A 26,192-nucleotide genomic window follows, 5' to 3' on the forward strand; every position below is an offset into this window, starting at 1 on the left:
TCAGGCGGCCAGGCAGAGTCCGTCGTACGACGATGTCGTCGCCCGGCGACTGCCGGCGGACGTGCGGCTGGTGAGCCGGACGAGCTCGCCCTGGGCCCGTGCGAGCAGGTCGCCGAGGCCGAGGCCGAGGGCCTGGGCGGCGGCCGCGAGGACCTCCGACGAGGCTTCCTTGCGGCCCCGCTCCACCTCGGAGAGATAGGGCATGGAGATCCGGGCGGCGTCGGCGACGTCCTTCAACGTGCGTTCCTGAGCGAGTCGTTCACGCCGCAGGACGTCACCGACCAGGTCTCGCCAGAGGGGTTCTTTGGCGGGCGGCACGACATCGGCGGGGCTGCCGGAAACCGGGCGGACGACGGTGGACCCGCCGGAGACCGGCCGGACGACGGTGGACCCGCCGGAGACCGGCCGGACCACGGGACGCTCGCTCACCCGGCGGGCAGCCGTGGAGCCGTCAGGCGCCGGGCGGGCGGTGGGGCGGTCGGTCACCGGGCGGGCGGTTCCTGGGCGCGCGGCGGCCGGGCGCAGCGGGACGACGCGGGCTTGGTTCGGCGCTTGTTCGCTCACCTTCCCAGCCTAAAAGCGCTGGACGCCCTGGGAAGGGATCAGCATTCTGCCCTGGGTGAATTCCGGCTGTGGAGGTGCGGGCATGGAACTGCGGGAGACGTTCGACGGGTCGGCGGAGCTGTACGACCGGGTGCGCCCGCACTATCCCCCCGATCTCATCGACGAGTTGACGGCTCTCGCCGGCCTCGGTCCCGGCCGTCGCGTCCTGGAGGTGGGCCCGGGTACGGGCCGGCTCACCGTCCCCCTCGCGGAGACGGGCTGCCAGGTCACCGGCGTCGAACTGGGGCGGGAGCTGGCCGCCGTGGCCCGGCGCCGATTGCGGGCGTTCCCCCAGGCCGACGTGCAGGTGGCGGAGTTCGAGAGCTGGCCGCTGCCCGCGGAGCCCTTCGACCTCGTGGTGTGCGCGACCGCCTGGCACTGGATCGATCCGGCGGTGCGGGTGCCGAAGGCGGCCCGGGCGCTGCGCCCCGGCGGCCGGGTGGCGGTCTTCGGGTCCGAGCATGTCGCCGGCGGCACCGTCGACTTCTTCGCCGACGCACAGCGCTGCTACGAACGCTGGGACCCGGCCACCCCGCCGGACCTGCGGCTCCTGCCGGAGGAGGAGATCCCCTCCGACACCCGCGAGTGGGACGACTCCCCCGACTTCGAGGACGTCGCCGTGCAGCGCTTCCGGCAGGACATCACGTACACCGCAGACGAGTACATCGACGTCCTGCTCACGTACTCGGGCCACCGCGCGCTCCGCGAGGATCTCCGGGACGGCCTGCTGACCTGCATCCGCAGGCTGATCGAGACCCGGTACGACGGCACCGTCACCAAGCGCTACCTCCACGAGCTGATCACGGCCACCCGCGCCGCAGGTTGACCGCTGTCACTGTGACGTCCGTCACGTCATCCGCGCGCCACGCGCATGCACCGCGCCACCAGGGGTACGCGCAGGAACGAGGACCCGCGGGTGGCCCGCTGGTCGAACCGTGACGTGGGAGAGGAAATGGACACCGCCGTGATCCGGTCGGAGGCAGAGGTCATGGAGAAGGCCGCCGGGACCAGCACGGGTGACGGACCGCTGCCAGGGGTCGTGGACCCGCGGAGCGTGGCTCCGCGTGACGCCCGGGAGCTGTCCCGCCAGTTCTTCCAGCGCCTGACGGAGGTCGAGGAGGGCACGCCCGAGTACCAGTACGCGCGCAACACTCTTATTGAGATGAACATGTCCCTCGTGCGGTTCGCCGCCGGCCGGTTCCGCGGCCGTGGGGACGACATGGAGGACATCGTCCAGACCGGCATGATCGGCCTGATCAAGGCCATAGACCGGTTCGAACTCGCGCGGGAGGTCGAGTTCACGTCCTTCGCCCTGCCGTACATCGTCGGCGAGATCAAGCGGTTCTTCCGGGACACCACCTGGGCGGTGCACGTGCCCAGGCGGCTGCAGGAGCTGCGCGTGGAGCTGGCCAAGGCGCGCGAGGAGCTGGCCAGCAGGCTGGACCGGGAGCCGACGGTGGCGGAGCTCGCCACCTTGATGAACATCTCCGAGGACCAGGTCATCGAGGGCCAGATCGCCTCCAACGGCTACAACTCCGCGTCGCTGGACGCCGCCCTGACCGGCGACGGCCCCGAGCACGGCGAGTCGGTGCTCGCCGACTTCATCGGCGTCGAGGAGGACGGGCTGCGGCTGGTCGAGGACTTCCATGCGCTCGCACCGCTGATGGCCGAGCTCAGCGATCGTGACCGGCAGATCATTCATCTGCGGTTCGTCGAGGAGGCCACCCAGGCGGAGATAGGCGAACAGCTGGGCTGCTCGCAGATGCATGTCTCGCGGCTGATCAAGCGGATCATCGCGCGGCTGCGCCAGGGCATGCTGGGCGAGCTGGGCTGCGCCTGAGGACCGTGGCACGGGGTGATCGCCGGGAGGTTCCGGCGATCACCCCTCGCCGGGTTTGTCGCTCAGTCTGAGGACCGCGCTGACCCGCTTTCCGACCGGTACGCGCTCGGCGGTGACCTCGGACGCCAGCGCGTGGACGATCTCCAGGCCGTGCCGGCCGACCCGCTCGGGGTCCTTGGGGAAGCGCAGGGGCAGTGCGGCGCTGCTGTCGTAGACGGACACGGTCACGGTGGCGTCCGTGCCCTCCAGGTCCAGGATGTACGGGCCGTTGCTGTGCCGGTCGGCGTTGGTGACCAGCTCGCTCACCACCAGGAGCACCTCGTCGTCGGCCCGCGCCGCGATGTCCGCGCACCACTCGGTCCTGAGCTGGTCGAGGAAGTGCGCGGCGAAGTGCCGGGCCTCGGCGATGCATCCCGGTTCCCCGGTGTAGTGGGCCGCCCGCCTGAGGGGATCGACGGGCACGTCGAAACCGGTGGGTACCACTGCCCCGTCCAGGTGCTCGATCATGCGTTTCTCTCTCGGAAGCCGGACTGGCCGGACGCTGCTGCACCAGTGCTCGTACCCCGAGCGGGGCGCCGCAGTCCCCAAAACGGGTCGTGTCGGTCACACCGCCGGTGACGTCACGGGCGAGGCGGGCGTGCTGCGGGTGGACGCCGACCCTGTCGTGGTGTCGGAGGCGAGCGGGGGCTGCGGTGCGGAGGTGTCGGGCGCGGACTCCTCGTCCGGCGACTCCTGCGGTGTCGTCCCGGGCTCGGTCGTCCCCGGTTCCGTGGCCGGCGACTCGGAGCTCGGCGTGGGCGAGGACGGGCTCGGGAAGGTCGGCGGGCACGGGGTCGCCGAGCCGGTGGGTGTTCCGGTCGGGGTGCCGGTGGGCGTTCCGGTGGCCGTGGAGACACAGGGCGCCGGGGAGGACGGGGAGGTGGACGGCGACGTCGGTGACGTGGGGGCCGTCGGGGTCGTCACGCTCACGGACGGCGAGGGGTTCACCGGCGGGTCGGTGTGCTGGTCCTTGTGGCCCGTGTCGCCGCGGTGGCGGGCGATCCACTCGTCCTCGTCGGGGTCGTAGATCACGAAGATGTTGATGACCGTGACCGAGGGCGAGACCACGACGACGTTCGTGGGCCGGTACGACGCCCAGGTGTCGCCCGTCCGCTTGGGCGTGGTCTGCTGGGCGACCGGCGGCGAGAGGGGGTTGCCGCAGGCGCAGCGGACGCGGGGCACGCCGTGGTCGTCGACGAGGACGGCGGTGCCGGCCTGGAGGACGGCCTGGTAGCTGGTGGCGGCGCCGTCGCGGTAGCCGTGGTTGGTGACGCGGGTGTCCATGCGCAGTTGCACCGGGGTGAGCGAGCGCAGGTAGGCGGGGACGCCCGAGGGCTGGACGCCGGCGACGGAGGCGAAGGCCTTGTTCTTCGCGGGGGCGGTCTGGAGTGCCTTGATCTGGGCCTCCACATCGCAGCTGGAGACGTTGCGGGTGCCGCCGTAGAGGCCGGGCGCGGCGCCGTCGACCCCGCGCACGGCGTTGGCCGCGGCGGTCTCGGTGGCCGGGGAGGCGGAGACGGGTGGGGCGGAGCTGTCGTTCGCGGTGGACTCGGTGAAGGGCTCGGGGCCGGTCTTGGACGCGGCCTGCAGGAAGACCTCGCCGCCCTTGGCGGTGCCGCCGCCCCCGCCGGAGCCGGAGCGGCTGAGGACGAGCGCCAGCACCACGGCGGCCACGACCGCGGTGGCGAGGACGGCCACCCGCGGCACGGAACGCCACCAGGGGCGGTGGGGTTCCGGCGGAACCGCTCCGCCGCTGCTGCCCGGCGGCTGCGAAGGCGGCCCCGAGGGCGGCTGGGAGGGACCCGACAGCGGACCTGAGGGCGGTCCGGTGGGCCGGCCGGAGGACGGAGGTTCGGCGCTCACGAGCCCTTCTTCCCGACGTGGGATCGCGCGGCTTTTCTCCATTTACGCCGCTTTTATCCACGACGTTTCCATTGTGTGCTCCGGTCGGGTGCGGCTCGCAAGCGGACGCGGACGGCCCTCCCGGCGGGCGGGGTCCGGGGGCGCTGCTTAGCGTGGGCAGGGTGAGCCCGAGAACCCGCTCCGACCAGGCCGTCGCCCCGCACGGCTGGGTGCAGGCCGCCGTCACCGTGCTGTCCGCACTGCTCGTCATGGGCGCGACCGCGGCCCTGGGGCTGTGGGCGGCCGGGGCGACGGATCTGCCCAACGGGGCGTTCCCCCGGGTCGTCGCGGCGACCGTGGTGACCGCGGTGGGCGGCACGATCGAACTCTCCGGCAACGCCGGCGGCCTCGCCGACACCCAGGCCGGTCTGACCGTGATCCCGCTGTCGGTCACGCTGGCCGGCGCCCTCGTCATCGCGGCGGGGTTCCTGCGGCCGCTACGGCACCGGGCGGTGGCGAGCGCCACAGAACTGGCGGGCTGGGCGGCGCGGGTCGCCGTCCTGTGGCTGCTCGCCCTGATCGCGCTGGCGCTCGGCGCCCGCCAGACCTTCACGCTCTCCCTCGGCGACAGCGCGCTCTCCGACCTCGGCGACCTGTTCGGCGTCACCCCGAAGGTCGGTTTCGAGACGAACATGCCCCTGACGCTGCTCTTCGGCCTCCTGTGGCTGGCCGGTGTGCTGGCTCTGGCGCTGCTGGTCTCGCGCGGGGCGCCGCTGCCGGGACGGCTGCTGCGCTTCCAGGCGTCGGTACGGCCGGCGGCGTACGCGATGGTCGTGCTGCTGCTCGCCTACGTGGTCCTGGGCGTCGTGATCGGTCTGATCGTGGCGGTGACGCGCGGTCACGCGGTGGAGACCCTGGCGGTGCTCCTGCTCGGCCTGCCGAACCTGGTCTGGCTGACGTTGACGCTGGGGCTCGGCGCCACCTGGAACGGCCGCGTGGAGGGCCCGTTCGGGCTGCCGATGCCGCACGTCCTCGACGAGGTGCTCCGCTCGCAGGACACCGCGACCCTGAACCTGTCCACGCTCGCCGAGTACGACGGCCGGGTGTGGTGGCTGGTGGCCGTGGACGCGGTCCTGCTGCTCGCCGCCGCGTTCGTGATGGCGGCCCGCTCCCCGGCCCGCATGCGCGCCTGGCAGCACGCCCTGCACCTGGCGGTCGCCCTCGCCCTCACGGTCCTGACGATCTGCCTGCTGGCCCGCATCACCGCCCACTACGGCCTGTCGGTCCTCGGCATCGGCGACCTGGGCGGCGACCTGAACGGGGAGCTGCTGCTGAAGCCGGAGCTGTGGTCCGCGGTCGGCCTGGGCGCGCTGTGGGGTCTGGTCGCGGGCTTCCTGGGCGGGTTGCTGGCGCGGCCGGTGCGGCGGCGAGGGGAGACGCTGCCATCGGACGGGACTAGCGCCCTCTGAAGACCGGCCGGGCCCACGGCGGTGGCTGCTTCGGCCCGTTCTGCGGGAACGGCACGGCTCTCGCGGCGACCTCCGTCGGTGCGTGGCCGCCCGCCGGGACGCCGGTCAGGGCCGTGCGCAGGGCGGCGACGAAGGCGAGGCAGGTGCCGTAGCGGTCGTCGGGGCTCTTCGCGAGGGACGTGGCCAGGACGCCGTCGACGGCCGGGGGGAGGTCGGGGCGGGACTCGGTCAGCGGGGGCGGTTCGTCGTACTGGTGGGCCCACAGCAGGGCCATGTCGTCGTCGCGGCGGAACGGGGGGCGGCCCGCGAGGGTCTCGTAGACGACGCAGGCGAAGCCGTAGACGTCGCAGCGGCCGTCGACGGGTTTGCCGGAGATCTGTTCGGGGGCGACGTAGTCGAGCGTGCCGACGAACTGGCCGACCGTGGTGAAGCCGGTCAGGGACAGGGACTTCTTCGTCAGGCCGAAGTCGGTGAGGTAGGCGTGCTCGGGGTGGTCGCTGTCGGTGCCGCGGGCGATCAGGATGTTGCCGGGTTTCACGTCCCGGTGGACCAGGCCGTGGTCGTGGGCCTCGTCCAGCGCGGAGGCGATCTGGGCGGCGATGCGCAGGGCGACGGCGGGCGCCAGCGGGCCCTGGCGGTCGAGGAGATGACGCAGGTCGCTGCCTTCGACGTACCGCATGGCGATGTACAGGACGCCGTCCGTCTCGCCCGCCTCGAAGACCGGGACGATGTGCGGGTGGTCGATCGCGGCGGCGGCCCGGGACTCGTGGGTGAAGCGGCGGCGGAAGGTGTCGTTGCGGGCGAGTTCGGGGGCGAGGAGCTTGAGCGCGACGGTGCGGTCCAGCCGCAGGTCGCGGGCGCGGTAGACGACGGCCATGCCGCCGCGGCCGATCTCGCGCTCGATCCGGTAGCCGGCGATCCGGCGCCCGATCAGCTCGGAGGGCCGGCCGGAGAAGAGGCTGGTGTCACGGGCCATCGGGCGTCACGACCTGGGTGGGGGCGTGTCCGGGGTCCCCGGCGGCGGCGCGGGGCGCGTCCTCGGCGGCGTAGACGCTCAGGCGGGTGCCGTCGGCGTAGGCCCAGCGGCCGTGCTGGGCGTCGTACAGCCAGACCGACTCCCCGTCGACGACCACGCCGATCCGCAGGCCCCGGGTGCGGCTCTGGAAGGTCTCGGCGTCCAGGCCGCCGCCCGCCAGCTCCTCGACCGCGGCACGGTAGCGCGCGAGGGTTTCGTCGGCGCGGGCGAGCAGCGGGCGGGGGTCGGCGGTGTGGGCGAGCGGGGCGTCCGCCACGGGTGGGTCCTTGGGGACGGCGACCAGGAGGCGGCCGTCGACCCAGGCGGACCAGCCGTTGGCGCACCGCACATGGCCCCAGTCGCCGCGCCGCTCCACGAGCTGGACGGGCAGCAGCGGGTCGAGGGGGACGGTGGGGCGGGCGGGGTCGGGTGCCTCCCAGGCGGGCATGCCGTGCTGGGGGACGACGTGGGTGGGCCGGAAGCCGGGGGTGGTCATCACGACTTCCGCAGGACGGCCGGTTCGTGGCGGCGCAGCAGGCGGGAGACGACGTATCCGAAGACCGCGGACAGAACGACGAGCATGCCCACGTTGAGCAGCCACACCTGCGCCGTGTGCCGGAACAGCGGATCGCCGGTCAGTTCGCCGGGCACGATCCGGGCGAGGCCGACCGTGCCGGCCATCGCGCCGAGCGCCCACCGCGAGGGCACCAGCCAGGACAGCTGCTCCAGGCCCGGCACGCCGTCGAGCTTCAGCAGGGCCCCGCAGAAGACCACTTGGACGATGGCGAGCAGCACCAGCAGCGGCATCGTCACCTCCTCCTTGCGGACCAGCGCGGAGATCAGCAGACCGAGCATCATCGCGGTGAACGCCAGCAGGGCGACCGCGACGGTGATTTCGACAAGGGGCGGCATCAACACGCCTTCGCCGCCGGGCGCGTTCAGGTCGACGCCGAGGAGGGCGACCAGGGTGAGGACGACGGCTTGCAGGACGGTGACCGTGCCCAGGACGACGATCTTCGACATCAGGTACGCCGATCTGGACAGGCCGACGGCGCGCTCGCGCTGGTAGATGGTGCGTTCCTTGACCAGTTCGCGCACCGCGTTGGCCGCCCCGGTGAGCACCCCGCCGACGCACAGGATCAGCAGCGCGTTCATCGCCGTCTCCTGGGTGAGCCTGCTGCCCGCCAGGGCGCGGGCCATGGCGCCCATCACGAACGGCAGCGCGATCATGATGGCGAGGAAGGTGCGGTCGGCGCTGAGGGCGGTGGCGTAGCGGCGGATCAGCGTGCCGAGCTGGGCGCCCCGGCTGCGGGGGCGCGGCGGAGGGGTGATCACCACGGGGCCGGATCTGGGCACCCGGGGCTGGCCGGTGGCCTCGGTGACGTACTGCCGCTGGAAGGGCGAGGCGCGGAACTCCCCCGCCCAGTCCCGCCCCTGATCCCGTTCGAAGGCCTCGAAGGCCTCCGGCCACTGCTGGTAGCCGAAGTAGGCGAGGGTGTCCTCGGGCGGCCCGTAGTAGGCGATCCGCCCGCCGGGCGCGAGGACCAGGAGCCGGTCGCAGACGTCGAGGCTGAGGACGCTGTGGGTGACGACGATGACGGTCCGGCCGTCGTCGGCGAGGCCGCGCAGCATGTGCATCACCGAGCGGTCCATGCCGGGGTCGAGGCCCGAGGTCGGTTCGTCGAGGAAGAGCAGGGAGGGCTTGGTGAGCAGTTCCAGGGCGACGCTGACGCGTTTGCGCTGGCCGCCGGAGAGGCTGTGCACGGGCTGGTCGGCGCGCTGGCGCAGGCCGAGTTCGTCGATGACCTCCTCGACCCGCGCCTGCCGCTCCGCCTTCGCGGTGTCCTGCGGGAAGCGGAGCTCGGCGGCATAGGCGAGGGCGGCGCGGACGGTGAGCTGGGCGTGCAGGATGTCGTCCTGCGGGACCAGGCCGATGCGCTGGCGCAGCTCGGCGTAGTCGCGGTAGAGGTCGCGGCCGTCGTACAGCACCGTGCCGTGGTCGGCGGGGCGCTGGCCGGTGAGGGCGCCGAGGAGGGTGGACTTGCCGGCGCCGCTCGGGCCGACCACCGCGAGCAGGCACTTCTCCCCCACCGGGAACGACACGTGGTCGAGGAGCGTCTTGCGGCCGCGGTCGACGGCGACCGACAGGTCCTGTACGTCGAGGGAGACCTCACCGGTGTCGACGTACTCCTGGAGCTGGTCGCCGACCAGGCAGAACGCCGAGTGGCCGATGCCGACGACGTCACCGGGGCCGAGCAGGGCGCGGGTGACGGGGCCGCCGTTGAGGTACGTGCCGTTGTGGCTGCCGAGGTCGACGATCTCGTACGTGCCGTCGGGGTGGGCGCGCAGTTCGGCGTGCCGGCGGGAGACCACCAGGTCGTCGATGACCAGGTCGTTGTCGTCGGCGCGGCCGATGCGGACGGTCCGGGTGGGCAGCGGACGGACCGTGGTGGGCTGCCGGAAGGTGCCGGTGAGGGCGGGCATCGACACGGCCGCCACGGCCGAGGGACGTTCCGGGGCGACCAGGATCGCGCGCGGCCCGTCGGAGGGGCTGCCGAAGCGGATCACGCAGCCGGGGCCGACGTCGTGTTCGTGGATGCGCAGACCGTCGGCGTAGGTGCCGTTGGTGCTGTGCTCGTCCTCCAGTGTCCAGTGGTCGGCCTCGGGTCTCAGCACCGCGTGGTGCCAGGAGACCCGGGCGTCGTCGATCACGATGTCGCTCAGGGGATCGCGTCCGACGTGGTAGTCGTGGCCCGGACTCATCACGGTGGAGCCCGTCTCGGTCTCCAGGACGAGTTCGGGCGCAGTCGGCGCGCTGGGCCGCTCTGCCATGCCGAGATTCTATCTATTCGTCCAGATGTGCGCCCTTTGTGCGCAGCACCTCGCCGGTTCGGGGGGGCGCCCCTCACCCCACGGAAACGACCAGCGCCGGAATGGTCCGCTGCATCCGCAGGGCGTCCACCGACTCGGCGAGCAGCTCGTACTCGGTGGTGTCGTCGCTGGTGGCGACCCTGATCAACCGGCCCGCCGCCAACTCCTCGGCGACCAGCTCCTGTTGGGCGGCGTCCCCGCACCAGGCGCGGAGCACGGCGGGCACGTCGGGCACGGAGGGAGCGACCGGGACGAGCGCGCTCGTCGGAATACGGCTGATCTCCGGCTGCGGGTCGAGGCGCTCGGCGATCCAGGACGCCCGGTCCCGTAACCACCACAGGGCGAGGGCGAGGGTGGGGGCCCGGTAGCTGCCGAGCGGTACGCCGATGCGCTGCCCTCCGCAGGTTCCGTACGCGGTGACATGGCACAGGAATTCGTCGTGCACGTTCACTCCCCCGGTGCGTAGAGCGCCTGTCGGCTGGCCTCGCTTTCGATGCGGCTCCGGACGTACGAGTACCGCGGCTCATGTGCGGTGTGTGATGGCATCCTCGCTGGATGTGAATGCCCTGTCAGTTGAGTATGTTCACTACTGAAACACTGTCACCACGACTTTCCGGCCACTCTCCTGGCATATTCACAGCGGGAGTTGGCCGAAACGGCGCCTCCGCGCGCATTACCCGAGGGGTAATCGACGGTCCGCGGCGCGGCGGGCATGGTTGCGGTACCGGGTCACCGCGACCGGGACCCGGTCCTCACCAGCAGAGACGACCTCGACGGAGGCTGATGCCGCATGTCCGCGAACACCGAGCGTCACGAGCTTGCCGTGGCCCGCTACTTCGAGGCCTGGAACGCCGCCGACCAGGAGACCCTGGCGAAAGCGGTGGCGGCCACCTGGGCCGCGGACGGCAGCTACACCGACCCCCTGGTCGACGTCAGCGGCCATGAGCAGATCGCCGCGGTGATCGCGGCGGCGCACGAGCAGTTCCCGGGGTTCGTCTTCCGGCCGACCGGGGTGGTGGACGGCCATCACGACACCGCGCGCTTCTCCTGGGAGCTGGTGAACGAGGCCGACGGCTCCGCACCGGTGGCGGGATTCGACGTGATCACGCTGGACGAGCAGGGCCGGGTCCGGTCGGTGCTGGGGTTCCTGGACCGGATTCCCGCCGGGGCGCGATGAGTTTCGGCGCCCGCGGTGGTCTCTTGAAGGAGAGATCACCACGAGCGAGAGGCGGACGTCATGACCGCGAAGATCGACCGGCAGTTCACCGCCGAGCTGGTCAAGAGCCCTAGCGCCGGTGGCTGGACCTATCTGGTCTGGCCGGAGTCCGTCGCGTTCTTCGGCACCCGCGGCCTGGTCAAGGTCAGCGGGACCATCGACGGGCACCCGTTCCGCAGTTCCTTCATGGCGCTGGGCGACGGCCGGCACAAACTGCCGGTCAACGCCGAGGTGCGCAGGGCCATCGGCAAGGAGGCGGGCGACACCGTGACCGTCCGCCTCCAGGAACGCATCTGAGCGCGGGACGCGCTACTTCTTGATCACCGCGTCGATGCGAGCCAGTTCCTCCGCGTCGAAGTCAAGGTTGGCGATCGTGCCGACACTGTCCTCGATCTGCTGCGGGCTGCTCGCGCCGACGAGGGCGGAGGTGACCCGGCCGCCGCGCAGCACCCAGGCCAGCGCCAGCTGGGCCAGGGTCTGGCCGCGGGACTCGGCGATGCCGTTCAGCTCGCGCAGCTGGGAGACCAGGTCCTCGGTGAGGGCATCGGAGTTCAGGAAGGGGCTGTCGCTCGCCGCCCGCGAGTCCTCGGGGATGCCGTCGAGGTAGCGGCCGGTGAGCACGCCCTGCTCCAGCGGGGAGAAGACGATGGAGCCGACCTGGAGCTCGTCCAGGGTGTCGAGCAGGCCCTCGTCCTCGGGGCGCCGGTCGAGCATCGAGTAGCGCGGCTGGTGGATGAGGAGCGGGGTGCCCAGCTCGCCCAGGATGCGGGCGGCCTCGCGGGTCTGCTCGGCGGAGTAGTTGGAGATGCCGACGTAGAGCGCCTTGCCCTGCTGCACGGCGGAGTGCAGGGCGCCCATCGTCTCCTCCAGCGGAGTCTCCGGGTCGGGGCGGTGCGAGTAGAAGATGTCGACGTAGTCCAGGCCCATTCGCGTCAGGCTCTGGTCCAGCGAGGACAGCAGGTACTTGCGGGAGCCCCACTCGCCGTACGGGCCGGGCCACATCAGATAGCCGGCCTTGGTGGAGATGATCAGCTCGTCGCGGTAGGCGGCGAGGTCGGACTTGAGGGCCTCACCGAAGGCGGACTCGGCGGCGCCGGGCGGCGGGCCGTAGTTGTTGGCCAGGTCGAAGTGGGTGACGCCGAGATCGAAGGCGCGACGCAGGATGGCACGCTGGGTCTCGACGGTGCGGTCCGCCGGGCCGAAGTTGTGCCACAGGCCGAGCGAGATCGCGGGGAGCTTCAGGCCGCTGCGTCCGGTGCGCCGGTAGGGCATGTCCGCGTAGCGGTCGGGGTGTGCGGTGTACAACGCGACTCCAGAGGGGTTGGCACGGTTTCCCGAGAGCCCGGGTCACCTGGGACCCGGCGCTCTCTACCGATGCCCACTCTTTCGCGACCTGGGGGCATTGGTCCAACAGAAGAATCCGATGGAATTCAGCGGACGGGTTTCTGAGTAGGCTTCCGCCTCATGGAACTCCGCCATCTCCAGCACTTCGTCGCGGTCGCCGAGGACCAGCACTTCACCCGCGCCGCCGAACGGCTGCTGGTGTCCCAGTCGGGTCTCTCGGCCTCGATCCGGGCACTGGAGCGGGAACTGCAGACCCCGCTCTTCGTGCGTACGACCCGACGGGTGACGCTCACCCCGGCCGGGCGCGCGCTGCTCGGCGAGGCGGAGCGCATCCTGGCGCAGGTCCGCTCGGCCCACGAGGCGGTGGCCGCGGTGCAGGGGGTGCTCCGCGGGATGCTCGCGCTCGGGTCCGAGCAGTGCATCGCGGGGGTGCATGTGGCGGGGCTACTCGCCGCGTTCCGCCGGCGGCACCCGGACGTCGAGATCTGTCTGCGGCAGGCCGGCTCCGGGGCGCTCGCGGAGGAGGTCGCGGCCGGACGCCTCGACCTGGCCTTCGCGGTACGGACGGCACAGGAGGACACCGACCAGCTGCGCGTCGTACCGCTGGCCGCCGAGCCGATGACCGTCCTGTGCCACCCCGACCACCGGCTCGCCCGCGCCGGGGCCGCCGTGACCCCGGAGGACCTGGGCGGCGAGGTCTTCGTGGACTTCCACCCGGACTGGGGCCCGCGCCGCACCACCGACGCCGCGTTCACCGCGGCGGGTGTGCGGCGGGCGGTCGCGCTGGAGGTGAACGACGTGCACAGCCTGCTGGACCTGGTCGACGAGAACCTCGGCGTCGCCGTCGTACCGCGCCACTTCCGGCACAAGCGCCCGTCGCTGACCGCGCTGCCGGTGAAGGGCACCGGGGAGGCCGTGTACGAGACCGTCGCCCTGCTGCCGCCCGAGCAGGCCACCAGCCCGGCGGCCAGGGCGCTGATGGCGCTGCTGGAAACAGGGGGTTCAGGTACACCCCAGGAAGGGGCTCACCCCTCCTGATCCGGCCCGTCTTCCACCGCAGACTCATGACTGTCCACTTACGGCAACTGCGGTCAGGAGTCAGGAACATGACGGACCACACACGACGGAAGGTGCTGCGCGGCGCGGCGGCGGTCGCGGCGGCGGGCGGACTGCTCGGCGCGGGCGCGGTGACCGGGCCGGGGCAGGCGGTCGCGGCCGCCCGGACCGCCGAGGCGCGCCGGTTCCCCTTCCTGGAGGGCGCGTTCGCGCCCGTCACGAAGGAACTGACGGCCTTCGACCTGCCGGTGACCGGGCGCATCCCGCACGATCTGAACGGCCGCTATCTGCGCAACGGCCCCAATGTGCTGGGACTCGAGGACCCGCGCGCGCACCACTGGATGCTCGGTGACGGCATGGTGCACGGTGTGCGGCTGCGTGGCGGCCGGGCCGAGTGGTACCGCAACCGCTGGGTGCGCTCCTCCCAGGTGGCGAAGAAGCTGGGCGAGCCCTACCCGGGCCCGGTGCCACCGGACGACTTCCCGTGCAACACGCATGTGATCCCGTACCGGGGACGCATCCTCACGCTCCAGGAGAGCGGCCCGCTGCCGTACGAACTCGACGACGAGCTCAACACCGTCGGGACGTACGACTTCCGGGGCACCCTGAAGGGCCCGCTCACCGCGCACACCAAGTTCGACGTCCACGCCGGCGAGCTGCACGCCATCGCCTACTACCCGACCTGGGACCACGTCCGGCACCTGGTCGTGGACCCGACGGGGCGGGTGTCCCGCACCACCAGGATTCCGGTCGCGGACGCGCCGATGATCCACGACTTCGCCCTCACCGAGCACCACGTGGTCATCCTCGACATGCCGGTCACCTTCGACCCGGCGGGCGCCGAACGCGGCGACATCGTGCCGTACGTCTGGAACGACACGCACCCGGCGCGGGTCGGAGTGCTGCCGCGCGACGGCGGCACGGCGCGCTGGTTCGAGGTCGACCCGGTCTACTACTCGCACACCCTGAACGCCTATGAGCAGGGGTCGGAGATCGTCGTCGACATGACGAACTTCGACGCGCCCTTCTTCGTGGCGGGCAAGGGCTCGGGCGGCCCGTACGGAGCGAGCACCCCGCGACTCGACCGCTGGACGATCGATCTGCGGCACGGCCGGGTGCGGACCCGGACCCTCGACGACCGCCCGCAGGAATTCCCGCGCGTGAACGAGGCGTTGGTGTCCCGCCGGCACCGCTACGGCTACTCGGCGGCGTCCGCCGAGATGGCGCAGGCGTACCTGACTCTCGACGGCAACCCGCCCGACCGGGCGTTCGGCAACGCGCTCATCAAGCAGGACCTGCTGCGCGGCACGACCCAGGTGCACCGGCTGCCGCGCGGGGCGGCGGCCAGCGAGGCCGTGTTCGTGCCGCGCGAACACAGCGCGGCCGAGGACGACGGATACGCGATCGCGTACGTCCACAATCCCGATCGCGGGGCGTCCGACCTGCTGATCCTCGCCGCGCAGGACTTCACCGGCGAACCGGTGGCCCGTATCCATCTGCCGGGGCGGGTGCCGCTCGGTTTCCACGGGAGCTGGATTCCGGACGCGTGAGGCGGCCGGGTGCGCGAAGGTGGAAGGCATGCATGCAAAGGACATCCTCATCGACGGTTTCAGCCGCATCCAGGAAGAAGTCCATGCCGCCGTCAAGGACCTGCCCCCCGACGACCTCAACCACCGTCCCGGTCCCGACGCCAACTCCATCGCCTGGCTCGTCTGGCATCTCACGCGGGTCCAGGACGACCACCTGGCCGACGCCTTCGGGCTCGACCAGGTGTGGCTGACCCAGGGCTGGGAGAAGCGGTTCGGGCTCGATCTCGAACCAGGTGAGATCGGGTACGGCCACAGCTCCGCGCAGGTGGCCAAGGTACGGGTGGACTCCGCCGAGCTGCTGACCGGCTACTACGACGCCGTCCACGCGCAGAGCCTGGAGGCGCTGCGCGGGGTGAGCGCGGCGGACCTGGAACGGGTCGTGGACGACAACTGGGACCCGCCGGTCACCCTGGGCGTACGCCTGGTCAGCGTCCTGTCCGACGATCTCCAGCACGTCGGACAGGCCGCGTATCTGCGGGGGCTGCGTCAGAGCGCGGCTTCGTAGCCCGGCAGGACGACGTCCTCGATGAGGGCCTTGCGCTCGTCGAACGGGACGAACGCGCTCTTGAGGGCGTTCACCGTGACCGTGCGCAGGTCCTCGACCGTCCAGCCCGCCTCCTCGACCAGCAGGGACATCTCGCGGGTCATCGTCGTGCCCGACACCAGCCGGTTGTCGGTGTTGAGGGTGACGCGGAAACCCAGGTCCTTCAGGGCCGTGATCGGGTGCTCGGCGATCGAGTCGGCGGCGCCGGTCTGGAGGTTGGAGGTCGGGCACATCTCCAGGGCGATCCGGCGGTCGCGCACCCAGCTCGCCAGACGGCCGAGCTTGCCGTCGACGATGTCCTCGGTGATCCGCACGCCGTGGCCGATGCGCTGGGCGCCGCAGACCTGGAGGGCCTGGTGGATGCTGGGCAGGCCGTGGGCCTCACCGGCGTGGATGGTGAACGGCACGCTCTCGCGGCGCAGGTGCTCGAAGGCGGCCAGGTGGTCGGCGGGCGGGAAGCCGTCCTCGGCGCCGGCGATGTCGAAGCCGACGACGCCGGCGTCCCGGAACGCGACGGCGAGGCCGGCCGCCTCGGCGACCCGGTCGAACATGCGCATGCCGCAGAGCAGGGTGCCGACGCGGACGGGGGTGCCGGCCGCGGCCGCCTTGGCCATGCCGGCGGCGAGGCCCTCCTGCACGGTCTCCACGACCTCGCTCATGGCGAGGCCGCCCCGGGTGTTCAGCTCGGGGGCGTAGCGCACCTCGCCGTAGACCACGCCGTCCGCGGCGAGGTCCAGGACGTACTCCTCGGCGGTGCGCAGCAGGCCCTCGCGGGTCTGCATCACCGCGAGGGTGTGCTCGAAGGTGGCTATGTAGCGCACCAGGTCGCCGGAGTTCGCGGCGTCGTAGTACCAGGCCGCCAGCTCGTCCGGGTCCGTGGTGGGCAGGGTGTGGCCGACCTCCGCCGCGAGCTCGATCACGGTGGCGGGGCGCAGGCCGCCGTCGAGGTGGTCGTGCAGGACGGCCTTGGGGAGGCGGCGGATCACATCGGCATCTACGCGCGTAGCGGTCATGGCGGAGTCTTCCTGAGGTGCTGAGGCGGAACGGCGGGGAGGGAGGGAGGAGCGGAGCGGAGCGGAGCGGGAGCGTGTCAGCCGGCGGGCTGGAGCAGGTCCCAGCGGTTGCCGTACAGGTCCTGGAAGACGGCGACCGAGCCATACGGCTCGTGCCGGGGCTCCTCCAGGAAGGTCACGCCGGCGGCCAGCATCCGGGCGTGATCGCGGGCGAAGTCGTCGGTGTGCAGGAAGAAGCCGACGCGCCCGCCGGTCTGGTCGCCGACGCGGGTGCGCTGGGCGTCGTTCTTGGCGCGGGCCAGCAGCAGTCCGGTGCCGCCCGACTCCGCGCCGGGCTCCACGCCGGGCTCCACGACGACCCAGCGGGAGCCGTCGGGACGCGGGGCGTCCTCGACGAGCCGGAAGCCGAGGGCCTCGGTGTAGAAGCGGATCGCCTCGTCGTAGTCGTCGACGACGAGGGTGACCAGGGCGATGCGTCTCATCGGGGCCTTTCTGGGCGTGCGGTTAGCCGGAGAGGTTATACGTAAAACCCGATGGACGCCAGTCGTGTCCTCGGCGGGGCATCTGCGGGTTTCACGGCGGGCGTCCGGCGGGCTTCTATGGGGGGCATCCGCGGGTTCCGCTGCGGACGCCCAGCGTTCCTATGCGGGGCATCCGCGGGTTTCGCGGCGGGCGTCCGGCGGGTTTCGCGAGGGCGTCCGGCGCCCTTCCCGGCGGTTCCCGGTTCCCGGATGGGGCCGCAGCCCTAGGTCCGGCGCCCGATGCGGAGGGCCGGTGAGGCCGTTAGCGTCCGCGGCATGAAGATCACCAAGCAGCCCCGCGATCCCGCTCAGCGCAAGCGTGAGCTCCTCGCCCGGCTGGAGCAGGAGCGGGACGTCTGGGTGGCCACGGCCGACGGTGCCGGGCTTCCCTGCCTGGTCCCGCTCTGGTTCCGGTGGGACGGCGAGGCCCTGTGGCTGGCGACTCGTCTGTCGACGCCGACCGGGCGCAATCTGCGGGAGGCCGGGCATGCCCGGCTGGCGCTCGGGGACACCGAGGACGTCGTGCTGGTCGACGGCGACGCGGAGATGTACGCCGCGGACGAGGTGCCGTCGGCCGCGGCGGAGGGGTTCCTCGCGAAGACCGGCTGGGACCCGCGGGCGGACAGCCTGCCGTACGTCTACTTCCGGGTGCGTCCGCGTACGGTGCAGGCGCGGAACGGTGAGCACGAGATGCGGGGCCGGTTCCTGATGCGGGACGGCGCCTGGACCGTGTGAGGAGGTGACCGGTTCCCGGCGCTGATCAACCGGCCTGTACGTGCACGGAGTCGAGGCGGGCCAGCTCGTCCTCGGTGAGCCGGATCGCGCCCGCCGCCACGTTCTCGGCCAGGTGGTCGGGGTTGCCCGTGCCGGGGATGGCGAGCAGGTGCGGGCCTTGGTGCAGGGTCCAGGCGATGCGGATCTGGGCGGGGCTCGCCCCGTGCGCCCGGGCGACGGCGAGCACTGCGGCGTCGTGGTCCGCGGTGGCGCCGTGCGCGCCCGCGTCACCGGCGACCGCGTAGAACGGGACGTAGGCGATGCCCTGTTCACCGCAGATGCGCAGCAGTTCGTCGGGGTGGTCCAGGGCACAGCGGTTCTGCACGCTCACCACCGGTGCGATGGCCTGCGCCTCGGCCAGGTGGCGGGGCTCGACCCCGGAGATCCCCAGGTGGCGGATCATGCCTGCCTCGCGCAGTGCGGCCAGGGCACCGAAGTGCTCGGCGATCGAGTCCTGCCGCATGCGTCGCAGGTAGACGAGGTCGAGGTGGTCGCGGCCCAACTGCCGCAGGTTCTCCTCGACATGGCCGCGCAGGTCCTCGGGCCGGGCGGAGGTGCCCCACTCCCCCGTCCAGTCGCGGAAGGGGCCGACCTTGGTGGCGATGACGAGGTCGTCGGCGTACGGCGCCAGCGCGGTGTTGATCAGTTCGTTGGCGGAGCGCAGGGCGGAGAAGTAGAAGGCGGCGGTGTCGATGTGGTTGACGCCGAGTTCGACCGCCCTGCGCAGCACGGTGATCGCCTGCCGTCGGTCGCTCGGTGTCCCGTGGTGGAAGGCGGCGCTGCCCGTCACCCGCATCGCGCCGTAGCCGAGGCGGTTGACGGACAGGTCGCCGAGCTTCCAGGTGCCCGCGGCATCCGCGGTGATCGTTTCGGAGGTCATCAGCGGAGTGTCACACAGGACTCCCGCTGAAGTCCCTCTTGAACGACCTGATCGAACCTCTTTGCGGACTCGGGATCAGCCGTCCCAGGACCAGTCCGCCACTTCCGGCAGGTCCGTGCCGTGTTCGCGGATCCACTCCTGGTGGCGCAGCCGGGTGTCCTCCATCTCCTGACGTACGGCGGCGGCGCGGACGGCGAGGCCCGGGACGCGGTCGATGACGTCCATGACGAGGCGGTAGCGGTCGAGGTCGTTGCGGACGACCATGTCGAAGGGCGTGGTCGTGGTGCCGATCTCCTTGTAGCCGCGGACGTGCAGATGGGGGTGGCCGGTGCGGCGGTAGGCCAGGCGGTGGATCAGCCAGGGGTAGCCGTGGTAGGCGAAGATCACCGGCTTGTCCGGCGTGAAGAGGCCGTCGTACTCGAAGTCGCTCATCCCGTGCGGGTGTTCCTCGCTCGGCAGCAGCCGGGCGATGTCGACGACGTTCACCACGCGGACGGCGAGGTCCGGCAGGTGGCGGCGGAGCAACTGGGCGGCGGCCAGCACCTCCTGGGTCGGCACGTCGCCCGCACAGGCCAGCACCACGTCGGGTTCACGGCTGCCGTCCTCGGTGCCCGCCCAGTCCCAGACGCCGAGTCCGCGGGCGCAGTGGATGCGGGCCTGGTCCATGGACAGCCAGTCGAAGCAGGGCTGTTTGCCGGCGACGACGACGTTGACGTAGTCGCGGCTGCGCAGCGCGTGGTCGGCGACGGAGAGGAGGGTGTTGGCGTCCGGCGGCAGGTAGACCCGGACCGCCTCGGGGCTCTTGTTGAGGATGTGGTCGACGAAGCCGGGGTCCTGGTGGGAGAAGCCGTTGTGGTCCTGGCGCCAGACGTGTGAGGTGAGCAGGTAGTTGAGGGAGGCGATGGGCGCGCGCCAGGGCAGCCGGCGGGTGACGCGCAGCCATTTGATGTGCTGGTTGACCATCGAGTCGACGATGTGGACGAAGGCCTCGTAGCAGGAGAACAGTCCGTGGCGGCCGGTGAGGAGGTAGCCCTCCAGCCAGCCCTGGCAGGTGTGTTCGGAGAGGATCTCCATCACCCGGCCGTGCCGGTCGAGGTGTTCGTCGACCTCGTAGGTGTCGGCCTGCCATGCCTTGCCGCTGGCGGAGTAGACGGCCTGGAGGCGGTTGGAGGCGGTCTCGTCGGGGCCGACCAGGCGGAAGTCCCGGCGGTCGGCCGTGGCCTGCATGACGTGTTCGAGCATGTCGCCCAGGACTCGGGTCGGTTCGTGGAGGGTGGCGCCCGGTTTGTCGACCGGGACGGCGAACCGCTCCAGCGGCGGCAGGGGCAACGACCGCAGCAGGAGCCCGCCGTTGGCGTGCGGGGTGGCACCGAGCCGGTGCGGCCCCTCGGGGACGTGGGTCAGCAGGTGGGGCCGCGGACGGCCCTGCTCGTCGAAGAGTTCCCCGGGACGGTAGGAGCGCAGCCAGGTCTCCAACTCCCGCAGGTGGGCCGGGTTGTCGCGGACGGCGGACAGCGGGACCTGGTGGGAACGCCAGGTGTCGGCCACAGGCAGGCCGTCGACCTCGGCGGGGCCGGTCCAGCCCTTCGGCGTGCGCAGCACGATCATCGGCCAGCTGGGGCGTTCGCCGGCGTCCTGCTCGCGGGCGGCGTGCTGGATGGCGGCGATGCGGTCGAGCGCGGTGTCCAGGGCGTGGGCCATGGCGCGGTGGACGGTGGCCGGGTCGTCGCCGGTGACGTGGATCGGGTCGTGGCCGTATCCCCTGAGCAGGGCGTCGAGTTCGTCCTCGGGGATGCGGGCGAGCACCGTCGGGTTGGCGATCTTGTAGCCGTTGAGGTGGAGGATCGGCAGGACGGCCCCGTCGTGGACGGGGTCGAGGAACTTGTTGGAGTGCCAGGACGCGGCCAGCGGGCCCGTCTCGGCCTCGCCGTCGCCGATGACGCAGGCGACCAGCAGCTCGGGGTTGTCGAGTGCGGCGCCGTAGGCGTGCGAGAGGGAGTAGCCGAGTTCGCCGCCCTCGTGGATCGAGCCGGGGGTCTCGGGGGCGACATGGCTGGGCACGCCGCCCGGGAACGAGAACTGCTTGAAGAGGCGGGCCATGCCCTGCTCGTCGCGGGTGACGTCCGGGTAGGTCTCGCTGTACGAGCCCTCCAGCCAGGCGTTGGCGAGGACCGCGGGGCCGCCGTGGCCGGGGCCCCAGATGCACAGGGCGTCCAGGTCGCGGGCCTTGATGACCCGGTTCAGGTGGGTGTGGACCAGGTTGAGGCCGGGCGAGGTGCCCCAGTGGCCGAGCAGGCGCGGCTTGACGTGCTCCGGGCGCAGCGGCTCGGTCAGCAGGGGGTTGGACATGAGGTAGATCTGGCCGACGGCGAGGTAGTTCGCTGCGCGCCAGTGGGCGTCCAGGGAGGCCAGCTCCTCGTCCGTGAGTGCGCCGGGCTCCTGCCGGGTGGCGGCGGACATGGGTTCCCCTTCCGGGTCGGTGTCGGGCTGTGCCGGGATGTTCCGGGGTGTGCCGGGCGAGCGCGGTGGCCGCGCCTCGCATCCACCTTTGTCGTCGCGCCGGGTACCCGACAGGGCCGACCGGGCCACATGTGGGGAGACCGCTGGGGCTTCTCGGTACGTCGGTACTGCTCGGGTACTCCTTCTCGTCCTTCGACACCGCTTCGGCACCGCTTCGGCCCTCAGGAGGCGAGTGACACTCCGTACATCGTGCGTCCACCGACGAGAGAGCGCCCGGTGACCAGTTCGGGCTCGATGCGGACGAAGGCCTCGCGGGGCGCCGGGGCCCAGGAGAGCGGGCCGGTGCGGGACAGTCGGGCGTGTTCGGCCGGGTCGGTGACGACGGCGGCGTGGCCGGTGACGACGACGCTCCAGCCGGCGTGCGTGGTGGTGTCGACCTCGTCGGCCTCGAAGGCGACCACGGCGCCGTCGACGGCCCGGGCCAGCTCGGAGGTGGCGGAGGTGCGCAGCAGGATCGCTCCGTCCTCGTCGAGGGCGAAGTTCACGGGGAGCACGGCGGGGAGTGCCTGACGGGTGTGGACGATCCGGCCGATGGGCGCGGACGCCAGCAGCCGGAGGCACTCCTCCCGGTCGAGCTCGCGGAATCCGTCGTTGGCATACATGGCTCGCCGTCTTTCGCCTGGAGTCACGGGGTGCGTTCTTCGCGGGATCTCTGTCCGGGTTCCATCGTCGCGCGGCCGGGGGCAGGGCGTGAGGGACCAGAGGCCCTCATCGCATGGACGGTGGTCATACCCGACGGGGGCCGCATGGCCGGAATGACCGTCCCAGAGCGGTGGCGGCGTGGGCAGGGGGCGGGCTGACGGGCGACGGAGCGACCTGTCCACGCCGACGGCAGAAGCAGCCGACGCGCTGCGCAGCCACGGCGCCCTCGGCGGCCGAACCCCTGTGAACGTCTCAAGCAGAAGATCCAGATCCGCGTGCAAGCCGGCTCCGGCAGATGCGCGGCTGGCCACTGGAGGTCATTGCAGCTACAAGACAGGGACATGGCGACCAACCTCGCACCAGCGATCATCACCGCCACGGCCGGCCTCCTGGCCGCCGGCGTCACCGCATACGTGGCCTCCCTCGGGGCACACCTGGCCCACGACTTCCGCCGCCAACTCGACTTGAAGACCGCCGAGCGTCGCCTTCAGGCCTACGCCGCTCTGTGGGCCTTGTTCAGGGTCGCCTCTCCCACGCGAACTCAGCCGATGGACGATGCAGAGCGGTATGACCTCCATCAGAAGGTGACCGACTGGTACTACGCCGATGGCAACGGCATGCTCCTCACCGACCGGACTCTCATGCTCTACCTCAAGGCGAAGGCGAACCTGACTTGTCCTGTGGAGGAGCTCTTTCCGCCCAGCCTCCGTGCCCGAGCCCCCAAGGACCCCAGCGTCCTAGCACCGTGGAGAGGAGATCTCTCCCAGAAGCAACTGTCACTGCTGCGCACCCAGATGAAGGTCGACCTCGCCATCTACGGTGAAGTCTCCGCCGGCTCGCTGTCCGGACGCGACCACGAGCTGGAGAGGATGTTCCTCGAGGCGTGTGGCGTCGAGTTGACCGAGGAGCCGTGGATCCGCTCACTTTCTGAAGGGCCGCCCGCGGACGGCTGAGGACGAGCCCGCTGGCCCCTCGGCTCCGGATCGTTTGCTCGATCCGACGTCTTCGCAGGCAACGGCGGTGGCGGCGGGAGCTGTATGACTCGTCGCCGCTGAGCCGGTCGGGCCCAGCACATGATCGCTGCGGCACGTCGACGGCGGCCGGGGCGTATCCGTCCACGGCCGCCGAATCGGCGTCGGCTCCCGTCACGCCTGTGCGTACGCGGGTGCTTGCGCCCGGTCCGCCCGCTCCTGCGCCGATCGGCGCAGGGGGCACGCACCCGCCGAACGTCCCGCGTCAGCCCAGCGGCTTCGACAGGATCGCCTTGCGGTGGCTGAACGTCTCGATCGAGTAGCGGCCGTGGTAGTTGCCCATGCCGCTCTCCCCCACCCCGCCGAAGGGCAGGTCGGAGACGGTGAGGTGGGCGAGCGGGAGGCCGTAGCCGAGGCCGCCCGAGGAGGTTTCGGCGGCGAGGCGCTCGCGGGTGGTCTGCGAGTCGGCGAAGACGTACAGGGCGAGGGGCTTGTCGCGGTCGTTGATGAAGTCGATGGCCTCGTCCAGGCCGGAGACGGTGACGATCGGCAGGATCGGTCCGAAGATCTCCTCCTGCATGACGGGGGACGCCGGGTCGACGTCCGCCAGGACCGTCGGGGCGATGTACTTCGCGTCGCGGTCGGTCTCGCCGCCGACCACCACGCGGCCCGAGCCGAGCAGGCCGCTGAGCCGGTCGAAGTGGCGTTCGTTGATGATCCGGCCGTACTCACCGGAGACGGACGCGTCGGTGCCGTACACCGCCTGGACCGCCTTGGTCAGCAGGGGTTCGAGGGCCGCCGCGGTCTCCGGGTCGGTCAGGACGTAGTCGGGGGCGACGCAGGTCTGGCCCGCGTTGAGGAACTTGCCGCGGGCCAGTCGGTCCGCGACGACGGCCAGGTCCGCGTCGGGGCCGACGAACGCCGGGGACTTGCCGCCGAGTTCGAGGGTGACCGGGGTGAGGTGCTCGGCGGCGGCGCGCATGACGATCCGGCCGACGGTGCCGTTGCCGGTGTAGAAGATGTGGTCGAAGCGCTCGGCCAGCAGCGCCGTGGTCTCCGGGACGCCGCCCTCGACGACCGCGAAGGCCTCGGTGTCGAGGAACTCCGGCAGCAGCCGGGCCAGCGCGACCGAGGTGGCGGGGGCCAGCTCGCTCGGCTTGACGACCACCGCGTTGCCCGCGGCCAGGGCGCCCACGACCGGGGCGAGCAGCAGCTGGGCCGGGTAGTTCCAGGGGGCGATGACGAGGACGACGCCGAGCGGGTCGTACTGCGTCCAGGCCGTCGCGTCGGCGCCGAGGTGCGCGGGGACCGGGGCGGACTCGGGGCGCAGCCACTCCTCCAGGTGGTCGAGGGTGTGGTCGATCTCGCGGATCGTGAAGTCGATCTCGGTGCGGTAGGCCTCGGTGGAGCTCTTGCCCAGGTCGGTGTGGAGGGCGGCGGCCAGGTCGGCGCCGCGTTCCGTGAGCATCTCGCGCAGGCGGCGCAGCTGCGTGGTGCGCCAGGCGAGGGGCTTGGTGCGGCCGGTGCGGAAGGTGGCGCGCAGGCGGGCCACGATGTCGGCGGGCTGCTCGGGGGTGGGCTGCTGGTTCACGGTGCCTCGCTGGTGCTGCGCGGGCCGCTGGGCACGGCCTCGACGGTCGGATGTATTAGATGCAAATGCCAACCTTTTCTGCACCGAAATACATTCCCCTACCACGCAGACAACTTTGCGTTACTCCCCGATCACACCCGGGTGGCGGCGTCGAGCGTTCCCGCCAGCCGCTCCAGCAGCCCCCGCAGCAGCTCCTCGTCCCCCTCGCCCAGCACGGGCCAGTCGGCCCGGACCGCGCGGTCGACGCGCCGCCAGTACTCCTGGCCGCGCGGGGTGAGGTGGGCGAGGATGCGCCGCCGGTCCAGCGGGTCCACCCGGCGGTGGACGAGGTTCTGGTCGACGAGGTGGTCCACCAGCTTGGTCAGCGTCGGCGGCGGCAGGAACGCGGCCTCGGCTATCGCCGTCATGTGGTGCCCCTGCCCGTCGGAGAGCAGCCCGAGCACCCGCCAGGCGTCGAGCGAGCAGCCCTCCTCGTCCAGCACCGCCTGGAGGCGGCGGGCCGCCAGCCGCTCGGCGCGCGTCAGGAGCTGCACCAGGTCGCGGGGCCGGCGCGGGGATGAGGTGGGCATCGCGCTCCTAGGTCACGGGGTGCGTACATCGTATGAGACAGGCTGGAGTTCACCGGGCGGACCGGAAATCATGACGCCATGTTCCGGCACCAGCCACCCGCCCCCGACTGGTTCACGGCCGACGACTCCGTGCTCGGCGTGGCCCTGGTCTTCCCCCTTCAGGGGCCTGCCGGGATCTTCGGGCCCACCTGTGAACTGTGCGCACAGCTCGCGGCGGAGGAGGTCAACCGGGCCGGCGGGGTCCTCGGGCGGGAGCTGAAGCTGGTGCCCGTCGACGGGGGCGGGTCGCCGCGCGAGATCGCCGACCAGGTCGAGGCGCTGGTGGACCTGGGGGTCGTGCAGGGCGTCACGGGCTGGCACATCTCCTCGGTGCGGCAGGCGCTGGCGCCGAGGATCGCCCATCGGGTGCCGTACGTCTACACCGCCCTGTACGAGGGCGGCGAGCACACGGCGGGCGTCTTCCTGACCAGCGAGACGCCGCGCGATCAACTGCGCCCCGCCATGGGTCTGTTGGCGCACGAGCGCGGGGTGCGCCGCTGGTTCGTCGTCGGCAACGACTATGTGTGGCCCCGGCGTACGGCACGGGCGGCCCGCGGATACGCCCGCGAGTCCGGTGCGACGGTGGACGGCGAGGTCTACCTCCCGCTCGGCACGCACGACTTCGAGCCCGTGCTGCGGCGCATCGAGCGCTCGGCCGCGGACGGGGTGCTCATGCTGCTGGTGGGCAGCGACGCGGTGCGCTTCAACCGGGCGTTCGCCGCTTACGGGTTGGCGGCGCGCTGTCTGCGGCTGAGCACGCTGATGGACGAGAACATGCTGATGGCGAGCGGCCCTTCGGCGACCGAGGACCTGTACAGCACGGCCGGCTTCTTCGCCTCGCTCGCCAATCAGGACACCCTCGACCTGCACGGGCAGTACGCCGGCCGGTACGGGATCGAGGCGCCCGCCCTCGGCAGTCTCGGCGAATCCTGTTACGAGGGCGTCCTGTTGCTCGCCGCGCTCCTCAAGCGGGCCGGGACGCTGGATGTGACGGCGATCGGGGCGGCGGCCGGCGGAGTGTCGTACGAGGGCCCGCGCGGGCTCATGCATCTGCGGGACCGGCATGTGCGCCAGCGGATCTACCTGGCCCGCGCGGACGGACTGGACTTCGATGTCCTCACCGAGCTCGACCTTCACGGTTCCCGCTCTTGACATGTCCGCACGACCGCGCAGATACTTCCCACAGAAAGTAATTAGAATGCCTCGGGCGAATTGTGAATTCAGTTTCTGAATGCCTCTCACAC

At 71.7% G+C, this 26,192-nt stretch carries 26 protein-coding genes; 11 read left to right on the forward strand and 15 right to left on the reverse strand.

The genetic code is table 11. The annotated features are described in order from the left end of the window. Complete coding sequence (locus DI272_RS45950) at positions 1 to 564, reverse strand: RodZ family helix-turn-helix domain-containing protein (RefSeq protein WP_109493785.1); 564 nt, start codon at positions 562 to 564, stop codon at positions 1 to 3. 82 nt (positions 565 to 646) lie between these two features. On the opposite strand from DI272_RS45950, the gene DI272_RS04255 reads away from it, so the two are divergent. Continuing rightward, entirely contained in the window at positions 647 to 1,429 is a 783-nt protein-coding gene (locus DI272_RS04255) for a class I SAM-dependent methyltransferase (protein WP_109493786.1), read from the forward strand. A 126-nt stretch (positions 1,430 to 1,555) separates the two neighbouring features. Beyond that, on the forward strand, positions 1,556 to 2,443 hold the full coding sequence (locus DI272_RS04260; protein ID WP_109493787.1) for an RNA polymerase sigma factor SigF: 888 nt from the start codon (positions 1,556 to 1,558) through the stop codon (positions 2,441 to 2,443). A 39-nt stretch (positions 2,444 to 2,482) separates the two neighbouring features. Here the strand turns inward: DI272_RS04260 and DI272_RS04265 are convergent, their stop codons facing one another. Continuing rightward, positions 2,483 to 2,950: an ATP-binding protein gene (locus tag DI272_RS04265; protein ID WP_109493788.1), complete on the reverse strand. Its 468-nt coding sequence runs from the start codon at positions 2,948 to 2,950 to the stop codon at positions 2,483 to 2,485. A gap of 96 nt (positions 2,951 to 3,046) precedes the next feature. Next, a complete protein-coding gene (locus DI272_RS04270; RefSeq protein ID WP_109493789.1) occupies positions 3,047 to 4,345 on the reverse strand; it encodes a DUF6777 domain-containing protein in 1,299 nt (432 codons plus the stop codon). A gap of 161 nt (positions 4,346 to 4,506) precedes the next feature. Between DI272_RS04270 and DI272_RS04275 the strand changes: the two genes are divergently transcribed. Continuing rightward, entirely contained in the window at positions 4,507 to 5,793 is a 1,287-nt protein-coding gene (locus DI272_RS04275; protein WP_109493790.1) for a streptophobe family protein, read from the forward strand. Here DI272_RS04275 and DI272_RS04280 read toward each other — a convergent pair. The 4 genes from DI272_RS04280 to DI272_RS04295 form a co-directional block, all read right to left on the reverse strand. Then, positions 5,780 to 6,769 carry a serine/threonine-protein kinase gene (locus DI272_RS04280; protein ID WP_109493791.1) on the reverse strand — a complete coding sequence of 330 codons (990 nt, stop codon included), beginning with the start codon at positions 6,767 to 6,769 and terminating at the stop codon, positions 5,780 to 5,782. The two genes, DI272_RS04275 and DI272_RS04280, sit on opposite strands and share 14 nt — an antisense overlap. Continuing rightward, positions 6,759 to 7,304: a hypothetical protein gene (locus tag DI272_RS04285; RefSeq protein ID WP_109493792.1), complete on the reverse strand. Its 546-nt coding sequence runs from the start codon at positions 7,302 to 7,304 to the stop codon at positions 6,759 to 6,761. Before DI272_RS04285 ends, DI272_RS04280 begins: the two co-directional genes overlap by 11 nt. Further along, positions 7,304 to 9,640: an FHA domain-containing protein gene (locus tag DI272_RS04290; RefSeq protein ID WP_109493793.1), complete on the reverse strand. Its 2,337-nt coding sequence runs from the start codon at positions 9,638 to 9,640 to the stop codon at positions 7,304 to 7,306. Before DI272_RS04290 ends, DI272_RS04285 begins: the two co-directional genes overlap by 1 nt. Positions 9,641 to 9,713: 73 nt before the next feature. After that, positions 9,714 to 10,124: a hypothetical protein gene (locus tag DI272_RS04295; RefSeq protein WP_109493794.1), complete on the reverse strand. Its 411-nt coding sequence runs from the start codon at positions 10,122 to 10,124 to the stop codon at positions 9,714 to 9,716. 345 nt (positions 10,125 to 10,469) lie between these two features. Between DI272_RS04295 and DI272_RS04300 the strand changes: the two genes are divergently transcribed. Together DI272_RS04300 and DI272_RS04305 are read left to right on the forward strand one after the other, a co-directional pair. Next, on the forward strand, positions 10,470 to 10,856 hold the full coding sequence (locus DI272_RS04300) for a nuclear transport factor 2 family protein (protein ID WP_109493795.1): 387 nt from the start codon (positions 10,470 to 10,472) through the stop codon (positions 10,854 to 10,856). 60 nt (positions 10,857 to 10,916) lie between these two features. Continuing rightward, the gene (locus tag DI272_RS04305; RefSeq protein ID WP_109493796.1) at positions 10,917 to 11,192 is read left to right on the forward strand and encodes a DUF1905 domain-containing protein; all 276 of its coding nucleotides are present in this window, start codon (positions 10,917 to 10,919) and stop codon (positions 11,190 to 11,192) included. A 12-nt stretch (positions 11,193 to 11,204) separates the two neighbouring features. On the opposite strand, the gene mgrA is transcribed toward DI272_RS04305, so the two are convergent. Continuing rightward, entirely contained in the window at positions 11,205 to 12,200 is a 996-nt protein-coding gene (gene mgrA / locus DI272_RS04310; RefSeq protein ID WP_109493797.1) for an L-glyceraldehyde 3-phosphate reductase, read from the reverse strand. Between the two features lie 159 nt (positions 12,201 to 12,359). Here mgrA and DI272_RS04315 point away from each other — a divergent pair, with 159 nt between their 5' ends. The 3 genes from DI272_RS04315 (at position 12,360) to DI272_RS04325 (ending at position 15,389) form a co-directional block, all read left to right on the forward strand. Beyond that, positions 12,360 to 13,277: a LysR family transcriptional regulator gene (locus DI272_RS04315; protein WP_109493798.1), complete on the forward strand. Its 918-nt coding sequence runs from the start codon at positions 12,360 to 12,362 to the stop codon at positions 13,275 to 13,277. A 68-nt stretch (positions 13,278 to 13,345) separates the two neighbouring features. Continuing rightward, a complete protein-coding gene (locus DI272_RS04320; protein ID WP_109493799.1) occupies positions 13,346 to 14,845 on the forward strand; it encodes a carotenoid oxygenase family protein in 1,500 nt (499 codons plus the stop codon). Positions 14,846 to 14,873: 28 nt separating this feature from the next. Next, positions 14,874 to 15,389: a DinB family protein gene (locus tag DI272_RS04325; RefSeq protein WP_109493800.1), complete on the forward strand. Its 516-nt coding sequence runs from the start codon at positions 14,874 to 14,876 to the stop codon at positions 15,387 to 15,389. On the opposite strand, the gene DI272_RS04330 is transcribed toward DI272_RS04325, so the two are convergent. Continuing rightward, positions 15,371 to 16,441, reverse strand: a complete 1,071-nt coding sequence (locus tag DI272_RS04330) for an adenosine deaminase (protein WP_109493801.1) — start codon at positions 16,439 to 16,441, stop codon at positions 15,371 to 15,373. The two genes, DI272_RS04325 and DI272_RS04330, sit on opposite strands and share 19 nt — an antisense overlap. Positions 16,442 to 16,518: 77 nt before the next feature. After that, positions 16,519 to 16,923, reverse strand: a complete 405-nt coding sequence (locus DI272_RS04335) for a VOC family protein (RefSeq protein ID WP_109493802.1) — start codon at positions 16,921 to 16,923, stop codon at positions 16,519 to 16,521. Between the two features lie 315 nt (positions 16,924 to 17,238). Here DI272_RS04335 and DI272_RS04340 point away from each other — a divergent pair, with 315 nt between their 5' ends. After that, positions 17,239 to 17,697 carry a pyridoxamine 5'-phosphate oxidase family protein gene (locus DI272_RS04340; protein ID WP_109493803.1) on the forward strand — a complete coding sequence of 153 codons (459 nt, stop codon included), beginning with the start codon at positions 17,239 to 17,241 and terminating at the stop codon, positions 17,695 to 17,697. A 25-nt stretch (positions 17,698 to 17,722) separates the two neighbouring features. Here DI272_RS04340 and DI272_RS04345 read toward each other — a convergent pair whose 3' ends face one another. The 3 genes from DI272_RS04345 to DI272_RS04355 form a co-directional block, all read right to left on the reverse strand. After that, positions 17,723 to 18,616 carry an aldo/keto reductase gene (locus DI272_RS04345; RefSeq protein WP_181387082.1) on the reverse strand — a complete coding sequence of 298 codons (894 nt, stop codon included), beginning with the start codon at positions 18,614 to 18,616 and terminating at the stop codon, positions 17,723 to 17,725. 75 nt (positions 18,617 to 18,691) lie between these two features. Next, complete coding sequence (locus DI272_RS04350; protein WP_109493805.1) at positions 18,692 to 21,076, reverse strand: phosphoketolase; 2,385 nt, start codon at positions 21,074 to 21,076, stop codon at positions 18,692 to 18,694. A 221-nt stretch (positions 21,077 to 21,297) separates the two neighbouring features. Then, entirely contained in the window at positions 21,298 to 21,738 is a 441-nt protein-coding gene (locus DI272_RS04355; RefSeq protein WP_109493806.1) for a pyridoxamine 5'-phosphate oxidase family protein, read from the reverse strand. Positions 21,739 to 22,119: 381 nt separating this feature from the next. Between DI272_RS04355 and DI272_RS04360 the strand changes: the two genes are divergently transcribed. Then, the gene (locus DI272_RS04360) at positions 22,120 to 22,731 is read left to right on the forward strand and encodes a hypothetical protein (RefSeq protein WP_109493807.1); all 612 of its coding nucleotides are present in this window, start codon (positions 22,120 to 22,122) and stop codon (positions 22,729 to 22,731) included. Between the two features lie 283 nt (positions 22,732 to 23,014). Here DI272_RS04360 and DI272_RS04365 read toward each other — a convergent pair whose 3' ends face one another. Both DI272_RS04365 and DI272_RS04370 read right to left on the reverse strand, forming a co-directional pair. Beyond that, positions 23,015 to 24,445 (reverse strand): aldehyde dehydrogenase family protein, encoded by a 1,431-nt coding sequence (locus tag DI272_RS04365; protein WP_309221647.1) that lies wholly within the window; start codon positions 24,443 to 24,445, stop codon positions 23,015 to 23,017. A 26-nt stretch (positions 24,446 to 24,471) separates the two neighbouring features. After that, positions 24,472 to 24,909 (reverse strand): MarR family winged helix-turn-helix transcriptional regulator, encoded by a 438-nt coding sequence (locus DI272_RS04370; protein ID WP_109493809.1) that lies wholly within the window; start codon positions 24,907 to 24,909, stop codon positions 24,472 to 24,474. A 78-nt stretch (positions 24,910 to 24,987) separates the two neighbouring features. On the opposite strand from DI272_RS04370, the gene DI272_RS04375 reads away from it, so the two are divergent. Continuing rightward, a complete protein-coding gene (locus DI272_RS04375) occupies positions 24,988 to 26,100 on the forward strand; it encodes a substrate-binding domain-containing protein (protein ID WP_109493810.1) in 1,113 nt (370 codons plus the stop codon). The last annotated feature ends 92 nt before the right edge of the window (positions 26,101 to 26,192 follow it).

Origin of the sequence: Streptomyces sp. Act143 (assembly GCF_003143935.1) — a bacterium.
Taxonomy (GTDB): domain Bacteria; phylum Actinomycetota; class Actinomycetes; order Streptomycetales; family Streptomycetaceae; genus Streptomyces.